Genomic DNA, 7,574 nt, shown 5'->3' on the forward strand with positions numbered 1-7,574 from the left:
GAGCGCGCGTGAGCGCTGAGGCTCAGGCCTCCAGCTTGGAGGTCTTCTTCTGCATGTTCTTGGGCAGTGCCTCATCGCCGAAGCGGCTGCGGATGTTCTTCGCCGCATAGCGCTGGATCGTCAGTCGGACGACCGCGACGCCCACACCGGAGACGATCGTCCAGGCGAGCGCCTCGCCCAGGCCGATCTCATCGTCGTTGGGGTTCATCGGGACTGAGCGCTTCGTGGACTTCTCCCACACGACTGTGAGCGCCTTGCGGGTTGCCATAGCGGCCAGGGCGGTTCCGCCCACACCGATGATCTGCCAAGCGACCTTGCCCATCTCGTCCTCCTGCTGGTGGTCGTGTCTGCGTGAGCCTGCGTGGCTCGTGGGAGCCTGCGGATTCAGCCTAGCGCCTCAGGCGGGCGGGCCGTGCCTCACGCCGCGCGGATCCAGTCGTGCAGCTGCGCGGTCAGCGGGGCGTCGACGGTGAGCTCCCGACCGTCGAGGGACAGGATCGGGACCGCCGTCCGCGTCGAGGACAGGAGCCACGCGCCGTCCGCGGCGAGGACGTCCTCGACGGTCAGGTCTGTGTACCGCACGCGGTGGCCCGCGGCCTCGGCGCCGGTGAAGGCGGCACGCTGGGTGGTGCCGTGCAGCAGCCCGGCGCGGGGGTCCGGGGTGAGGAGCGCGTCACCGCGGCGGATGACGAGGTTGGCGGTGGGACCCTCGAGGACGAGGCCGTCCCGGGAGACGAAGAGGGCCTCGTCCGCACCCTGGGCCTTGGCGTGGCGGGCGGCGGCCTGATTCACCGCGTAGGACAGGGTCTTCGCGCCGATCAGCAGCCACGGCGCCCGTTCGCCCAGGTAGGCGTCGTATCCGCGGTCCAGGGTGATGACGCGGACGCCGTCCGTGCGCTGAGCGGCCTGCACCGGGGTCACGGAGATGGGGAATGCCCAGCCGCGGGCGCCGGTGGGGGTTCCCGCCGCCGCATGTGCGGCGGTGTCCGCGTGGGCGTCGAGGCCGCGGGACAGCGCGTAGCGGACGGAGAACTCGGTGACGGAGTCGTCCAGGCCGGCGACGACCTGGTCGATAACGGCAGCGACCGCCTCATCGAAGAGCGCGCGCGGCGGGTCCGGCAGCTCGAGCATCGCCGCGGACTGCTGGAACCGCTCGAAGTGCGCCTCCTCGCTGTGGATGCGGTGGGGGCGCGGGGCGGCAGGTGCGGCGGGTGCCGTGCTTGCTGCTGCGGTCGCGGCGGGGGCTGCGTCACCGGCAGAGGGGCCGACGGAGACGAGGACCGTCTCGAAGATGCCCTCGCCGCGGTGGATCGCCAGATCCTCGACCGGGAACTGCGCGTCCTCCAGGCGGGCGGTCCTGACGGTCCCCGCCGTCACGTCGATGAGCGCGAGAGGTGTGTGCATGCGGCCCATCGTATGCGGGTGGGCGGGGAGGGGCGCCCCTCCCGTCACGCCACCGTGCCGCCGAACAGCAGGCCCAGCAGGTAGGTCGCGCCGGCCGCGCCGAAGCCGATCGCCAGCTGGCGGAGCGCGCGCGGCAGGGGTGCGCGGCCGGACAGCACGCCCACGATGGCGCCGGTGATGAGGAGTGCGGCGCCCACGAGTGCGGCCGCGAGGATCACGGCGGTCGTCCCGGTCATCCCGAACGCGAAGGGCAGGATCGGGATGATCGCACCGGAGGCGAAGAAGCAGAAGCTCGAGACGGCCGCGCCCATGCCGGTGCCCAGCTCCTCGTGCTCGTCGGCACCGCCCAGCGGCGACGGCAGCTCCCGGCGGTGTCCGGCCACCGGACGCGGGTGGACGCGCGACTGCGCGGAGCGGATCTGCCGGTGCGCGGCGGCGTCCGCCTCGTCCGCCCCCATGCCGCGGGCCCGGTAGACGAGGGCCAGCTCGTTGGCGTCGAGGTCGAGGTGCGGGAGCGCTCGGGTGGACTCGGGATCCGGAGCCGAGGCCTCGAGCAGCTCCCGCTGCGACCGCACCGACACGTACTCGCCGGCTCCCATGGACAGGGCGCCGGCCAGCAGGCCGGAGACACCGGTGAGGAGGACGGCGCTGGGTGTCATGCCGGCGGCGGCGACGCCCAGGACCAGGGCGAGGTTCGAGACGAGCCCGTCGTTCGCGCCGAACACCGCGGCCCGGAAGCTGCCGGACAGACGGGCGCGGGACTGCTGTGCGAGGGCGCGGACGACCTCGGCGTGGATCGTCTCGTCCGCCGCCATGCGGGAGGTGGCCCAGCGGTCGGTCGCGTAGGGGGACTGGGACTCGGACTGCTGGGCGAGCGCCAGCACGAAGACGGAGCCGAAGATCCGGCCCAGGAATGCGAGGACGAGGGTGCCGAACGAGGGGCGGCGACGGGTGTCCGCGTAGTCGCCCAGGAGCATGATCCAGTGCTCCTGGTGGCGGGCCTCGGCGTTCGCCAGTGCGGTGAGGATCTCCGCCTCCTCGCCCTCGCGCCTCTGCGCGAGGGTCCGGTAGAGACGCTCCTCCAGCCGCTCGTTCGCCAGGTGCTTCTGCCAGCGGCGCACCAGGGCGCGGTCCGGTCCGGACAGGGTGTCGGACACCGTGTAGATGGGGCCGGTGATGGGTTCGCGTTCGTCCGGTGATTCCGGGGGGGTCGCCGGGCTCGCCCCTTTCGTCATGTCGTTCATGTGGTCGTCTCCTGGGGCCTGCCGCGGGGCGGGGGCGTAGTGCCGCAGCGGCCGTGTGCCTCATCGGTCGTCAGGTCTGCTCTGTCGTCGGAACGAGTCTAGGAATCAGCGGGATCTAATTCAATAGTTGCGCAAGAACTTAAATGTGGAGCCGGTCACTGCGGGTGGAGCGCACGAGCGGAGCGCGTGGCCCGGGTGCAGCGGGTGTCGCCGCCATTCATGCGGCAGTCGCATCGGAATGGTGACGCGCGCAACACGTCGTTATCGTTCCGTGACCATCTGTCGTGACCATTCCGTTACATGTGGATCCCATGTGAGTGCGATCACAGGTCACTGGGCGTTCAGTGAGACTGCTGTGCGCCGTGGCACCGGGGAACTTCCCCGTCGCACACGGCATCGGAAGGATGACCATGGACTCTGCACACTGGAGCGCAGCGCCCCGACGGCGCGGCGCCGGAGAGGCGCGAGCGGGTCGACAGGCGCTGCGCGGGACCATCGGGATCGCCGCCGCAGCGGCACTGGGGGTCGCCACGATGGCGCCGGCCCTCGCCGCACCGGAGGCCCCGGACGGGCCCACGGAGCACACGGACATGGGTGTGACCGGCGCGGACACGATGGCGCACCTGCAGGAGCTGTCGGACATCTCGCTGGCGCACGCGGACGACGGATACCGCGCGATGGGCACGCCCGGCTATGAGGCGGCATCGCAGTACGTCGAGGACACCCTCGAGGCCACGGGCGGCTACGACGTCACCCGGCAGATGTTCGAGGTCGACGATCAGACCTTCGGCGACGTGGAGCTGACGGTCGACGGCACGGCCTACGAGATCGAACCGCTCGCGTACACAGAGGCGGCGGACCCGCCGGTCGAGGGGGCGACGGTCACCCTCCCGGCGGATGACGCGTACGGCGACGGCACAGGCGGCGAGCTGGGCTGCTCGGTCGACGACTTCGTCGACGTGGCGGGCACGATCGTGCTCGTGCAGCGCGGCGAGTGCGCCTTCGGCGAGAAGACCGTGAACGCGACCGAGGCCGGCGCGGCCGGCGTCGTCATCTACAACAACGAGGCGGGGCCGCTCAACGGCACGCTGGGCGAGCGCTTCGAGGGCAGTGCGCCCTCCGTCGCACTGCTCCAGGCGGACGGCGAGCGGCTGCGAGATGCGCTCATCGCGGCGTCCGAGTCGGAGCCGCCGGTCGAGCTGTCCGGCGACCTCACGCTCGAGACCGAGTTCGTGACCGTCGAGACCTGGAACGTCATGGCGGAGACGACCGCCGGTGACCCGGACAGCGTCCAGATGCTGGGCGCCCACCTGGACGGTGTCCCCGAGGGCTCGGGCGCCAACGACAACGGTTCCGGCTCCGCAGCGCTGCTGGCGGTCGCCGAGGCCCTGGTCGCGCAGCCCACCGAGGTCGACCACAAGGTCCGGTTCGGCTTCTGGGGCGCGGAGGAGGTGGGCCTCGTGGGGTCCACCCACTACGTGAACTCCCTGTCCGAGACGGAGCTGGGCCAGATCCAGTCGTATCTCAACTTCGACATGATCGCGTCCGAGAACTACGTCGTCGGCACGCTGGACTCCGACGGCTCCGACGTTCCGGTGCCCCCGGGCGTCAACGTCCCGGAGGGCTCTGCGCAGCTGGAGGCGATCTTCACCGACTACTTCGACGGCATCGAGCAGCCGCACGTGGGCACCGACTTCTCCGGGCGGTCCGACTACCAGGCGTTCATCGACAACGGGATCCCGGCCTCGGGCCTGTTCTCCGGTGCGGACGGCATCAAGACCGCCGAGGAGGTCGAGATGTTCGGCGGCACGGAGGGGGTCCAGCACGATCGGAACTACCACCAGGTCACGGACACGATCGAGAACCTGTCGGAGGAGTCGGTGGGGATCTTCACCCCGGCGATCGCTTTCGCGGCGCACACGGTGGCGTTCGACCTCACGGACGAGCCGACCGAGGAGCCCACGGATGATCCGACGGGCGAGCCCACCAATGATCCGACCGGTGAGCCCACGGATGACCCGTCGGACGACCCGTCCGGCGAGCCCACGGATGAGCCGACGGATGAGCTGGGCCTGACGATCACCCCGGAGGAGATCGCGGTCTCCGACTTCGTCGACGAGGACAAGGGCGTCGAGCTCACCGTCACCGGCGCGCTGCCGGGTGACGAGGTGGACTTCGAGGTGACCCCGGCCTCGGGCCAGAACACCGAGGCCGCGGTCCTCACCGGGACCGCGGACGAGGACGGCGTGGCCAGCACGCGCGTCTACGGCACGAACGCCGGCTCTGCGTCGGACTACCTGGGCGACTACGACGTGACGGTCGAGGGTCTCGAGTCCGAGGCCGCGACCGCGGGTGCGGAGCAGGCCGGGACCGAGGCCTCGGCTGCGGTCGACCTGAGCGGCACCTTCTCCGTCGTGGCCGACGGAGGAGACGACGACGGGAACGGCGGTGACGACGACGGGAACGGCGGCGGTGACGACGGCAACGGCGGAGGCGACGGCGACGGCGATGACCTGCCGCGCACCGGCTCCGACCTGCTGCCCCTGGTCGCTGGCGCAGGCGCCCTGCTGGTGGGTGGTGCCGCACTGGTCCTCACGACGCGCAACCGTCGTCGCAGCTGAGCGACGGCGCCGGCTTGGCGCGGTGCCGGAGCTGAGGCTCCCGAGGCCGTGACCGGCTGACCCGACCGGACCCCGGTGCTTCCGTGAGGAGGCGCCGGGGTTCAGTCGTGTGGTGACCACGGGCTGAGCGTGGCGACCACGGGCTGAGCGTGGCGACCACGGGGTGAGCAGAGGATTCTCGCGATGCAGATGGGGAATGCGGCCGTGGCGGCTGGCGGGAACGATGGCGGGGTGACTCCGCAGCGCTTCTTCTCCCTGTTCGCCATCGGCGAGGCCATCACGTGGGCCCTCCTGCTCATCGGCATGTTCCTCAAGTACGTGACGAAGACGACCGAGGTGATGGTGTCGATCGGCGGAGGCGTCCACGGCTTCATGTTCATCGCGTTCTGCTTCGCGACCGTGTTCGTGGGGATCTCGCAGAAGTGGGGCGCGGGCTGGATCCTGCTGGGTCTGGCGAGCGCCATCCCTCCGTTCGCGACGATCCCGTTCGAGATCAGCAGCGTGCGGCGCGGGAAACTGGCCGGCGGCTGGGGGCTGGGCCCGAACGGGCGCGAGCCCCGCGGATCCGTGCAGCGGGTCATCGCGTGGGCGATCACGCGCCCGGTGCTCACCCTGGTGCTGGGGCTGGTGGTCGTCGCGGCCATCTTCACGGCGATGCTGGTGGCCGGTCCGCCCGTGTGATCGCGGGGCGTTCGGGCCGTACCCCTCATACTGGTGGGACCGGGACAGTCGCCCGCACTGACTCCCGCGCGCTCCTGAGGAGGACACCCCCGTGAACACGACCGGTCCACTCGAGATCCTGGTGATGATCGTTCTGCTGCTGGTCGTGGTGGGGTGTGCGATCGTCTGTGTCGTCGCGGTGCGCTGGTTGCGGCGGATCGCCCTGCAGGTCGAGGAGGACCAGACGACGCGGCGCGAGCGGGACATGGTTGCGGACGAGCGTGAGGCAGCTGCGGACGAGCGTGAGGCAGCTGCGGACGAGCGTGAGGCGGTTGCGGCAGTCCGGGCGGCGGTTGAGCGCGATCGTGACGCCGCGCGCCAGCTGGCTGAGCACGAAGCGGTCCTGGACCTGCGCCGGATCCAGCGTCGCGTGGCCCTCGCAGAGGAAGAGCTGGCGACGGCGAGGCTCGAATCCGTGAAGGCGCAGACGGAGGCCGCGAAGTCTCAGGCGGAGACTGCGAGGGCCCAGACGGATCTCTTCCGTGCGCAGGGCGCTTTGGCCCGGGCTCACGAGGCGGCTGCGCAGGACGGGGTGCGACGAGAGGAGTCACCGACCGATCCGGAACGTGCGGCGGGCGATCTGGCCGCAATCCTGCGCCGGCTGGGACTTCCGACCGGGCTGGGCGATGGCAGTACTGCCGAGGATGTGTCGGTGAGTGGGCTCGACCCTCGTGTGCTGCGACGTCTGCAAGGCTTGATTCCGCCCGAGGTCATGCGTCGTCTCACCAGTGGGCGCGGACCTGGCGACATCGAATCGATCGGCGACTGGATCCGCAGTCAGATCGAGAAGTCGATGGAGGACGGAGACGGCGGCGCGGGACGTGACGGCACTGGGCGCGAGGGCAGTGGAGACGGCAGCGCGGGACGTGGTGCCGCTGGTCGACGCGGTGCCGGGCGCGGTGGCGCGGGCCGACGTCCGGTTGGATTCCAGCGGGAGGACGCTTCCGAGGATCAGCCCGACGCGGCGAACGCCTCCGAGGACGAGTCGAGCGATCTGTCCGATGCTCTGCCCGACGTGCTGGCCGACTCAGGGGGTATGTCCGAGCCCGACGCCGCTACCGCGTCCCCGGGCGGCCTCGACGTCTCGGCTCTCATCGAAGAGGCACTGCGCGATCGCGCTCGCCGTCGCGAGGGGGAGACTCCGGGTGCGAAGGGCGATGAGGAACCCGGTGCGGACGGTCGTGAAGATCCAGGTGCGGATGGTGGCGGTGGGACGGCTGCCTCGTCGGATTCGGATGACGACCGTTCCGACGGTGCCGCGGAGACCGATGACGATAGCGCGTCAGCGGAGCCCGAAGAAGACTGAGGTCGGCGAGGACCGCGCCTGGCTCAGTCCTCACGGTCGGCACCTACCGAGATGAGCTGCGAGCTCCCCACGTGCGGGTGGGCCTCAGAAGGGTGGTGGGTCGTCGTCGTACGTCCCGTCGCCGGTCGAGGTGCCTTCAGGAGAGTCCGTCGTCGAGGTCTTGTCCGTGGTTGAGGACGTGCTGGTGGCCGACGGATTGTCGGTGGCGGACGAGCGGTCGGTCGTGGTCTGACGATCCGTCCAGTCCGTGTCCCGCAAGTCCGCGAAAGCTGCCTCAAC

Annotated in this window: 7 protein-coding genes; 3 read left to right on the forward strand and 4 right to left on the reverse strand. The window is 70.7% G+C overall.

Annotation, left to right across the window (positions count from 1 at the left end):
• Positions 1-22: 22 nt before the first annotated feature.
• The 3 genes from HGBR_RS12670 to HGBR_RS12680 all read right to left on the reverse strand — a co-directional run bounded on the left by HGBR_RS12670 (position 23) and on the right by HGBR_RS12680 (position 2,648).
• The gene (locus HGBR_RS12670; RefSeq protein WP_019159718.1) at positions 23-322 is read right to left on the reverse strand and encodes a DUF4235 domain-containing protein; all 300 of its coding nucleotides are present in this window, start codon (positions 320-322) and stop codon (positions 23-25) included.
• A 95-nt stretch (positions 323-417) separates the two neighbouring features.
• Complete coding sequence (locus HGBR_RS12675) at positions 418-1,404, reverse strand: aminotransferase class IV (RefSeq protein WP_147522482.1); 987 nt, start codon at positions 1,402-1,404, stop codon at positions 418-420.
• Positions 1,405-1,448: 44 nt separating this feature from the next.
• Entirely contained in the window at positions 1,449-2,648 is a 1,200-nt protein-coding gene (locus tag HGBR_RS12680) for a VIT1/CCC1 transporter family protein (RefSeq protein WP_019159720.1), read from the reverse strand.
• Between the two features lie 410 nt (positions 2,649-3,058).
• Here HGBR_RS12680 and HGBR_RS12685 point away from each other — a divergent pair, with 410 nt between their 5' ends.
• The 3 genes from HGBR_RS12685 (at position 3,059) to HGBR_RS12695 (ending at position 7,295) form a co-directional block, all read left to right on the forward strand.
• A complete protein-coding gene (locus HGBR_RS12685) occupies positions 3,059-5,269 on the forward strand; it encodes a M20/M25/M40 family metallo-hydrolase (RefSeq protein ID WP_019159721.1) in 2,211 nt (736 codons plus the stop codon).
• A gap of 183 nt (positions 5,270-5,452) precedes the next feature.
• The gene (locus tag HGBR_RS12690; protein ID WP_019159722.1) at positions 5,453-5,950 is read left to right on the forward strand and encodes a DUF3817 domain-containing protein; all 498 of its coding nucleotides are present in this window, start codon (positions 5,453-5,455) and stop codon (positions 5,948-5,950) included.
• 91 nt (positions 5,951-6,041) lie between these two features.
• Positions 6,042-7,295, forward strand: coding sequence for a hypothetical protein (locus HGBR_RS12695; protein WP_026077582.1), 1,254 nt, complete (start codon positions 6,042-6,044; stop codon positions 7,293-7,295).
• A gap of 84 nt (positions 7,296-7,379) precedes the next feature.
• Here the strand turns inward: HGBR_RS12695 and HGBR_RS20570 are convergent.
• On the reverse strand, positions 7,380-7,574 hold a 195-nt coding region (locus HGBR_RS20570; protein ID WP_026077583.1), incomplete at its 5' end, for a hypothetical protein.

It is taken from the genome of Brevibacterium senegalense, assembly GCF_000285835.1.
Taxonomy (GTDB): domain Bacteria; phylum Actinomycetota; class Actinomycetes; order Actinomycetales; family Brevibacteriaceae; genus Brevibacterium; species Brevibacterium senegalense.

Excerpts from the sequence above, each read along its gene's own strand:
- HGBR_RS12670 (WP_019159718.1), bottom strand. The coding sequence starts at position 322 with ATGGGCAAGGTCGCTTGGCAGATCATCGGTGTGGGCGGAACCGCCCTG.
- HGBR_RS12675 (WP_147522482.1), bottom strand. The coding sequence starts at position 1,404 with ATGCACACACCTCTCGCGCTCATCGACGTGACGGCGGGGACCGTCAGG.
- HGBR_RS12680 (WP_019159720.1), bottom strand. The coding sequence starts at position 2,648 with ATGAACGACATGACGAAAGGGGCGAGCCCGGCGACCCCCCCGGAATCA.
- HGBR_RS12685 (WP_019159721.1), top strand. The coding sequence starts at position 3,059 with ATGGACTCTGCACACTGGAGCGCAGCGCCCCGACGGCGCGGCGCCGGA.
- HGBR_RS12690 (WP_019159722.1), top strand. The coding sequence starts at position 5,453 with ATGCAGATGGGGAATGCGGCCGTGGCGGCTGGCGGGAACGATGGCGGG.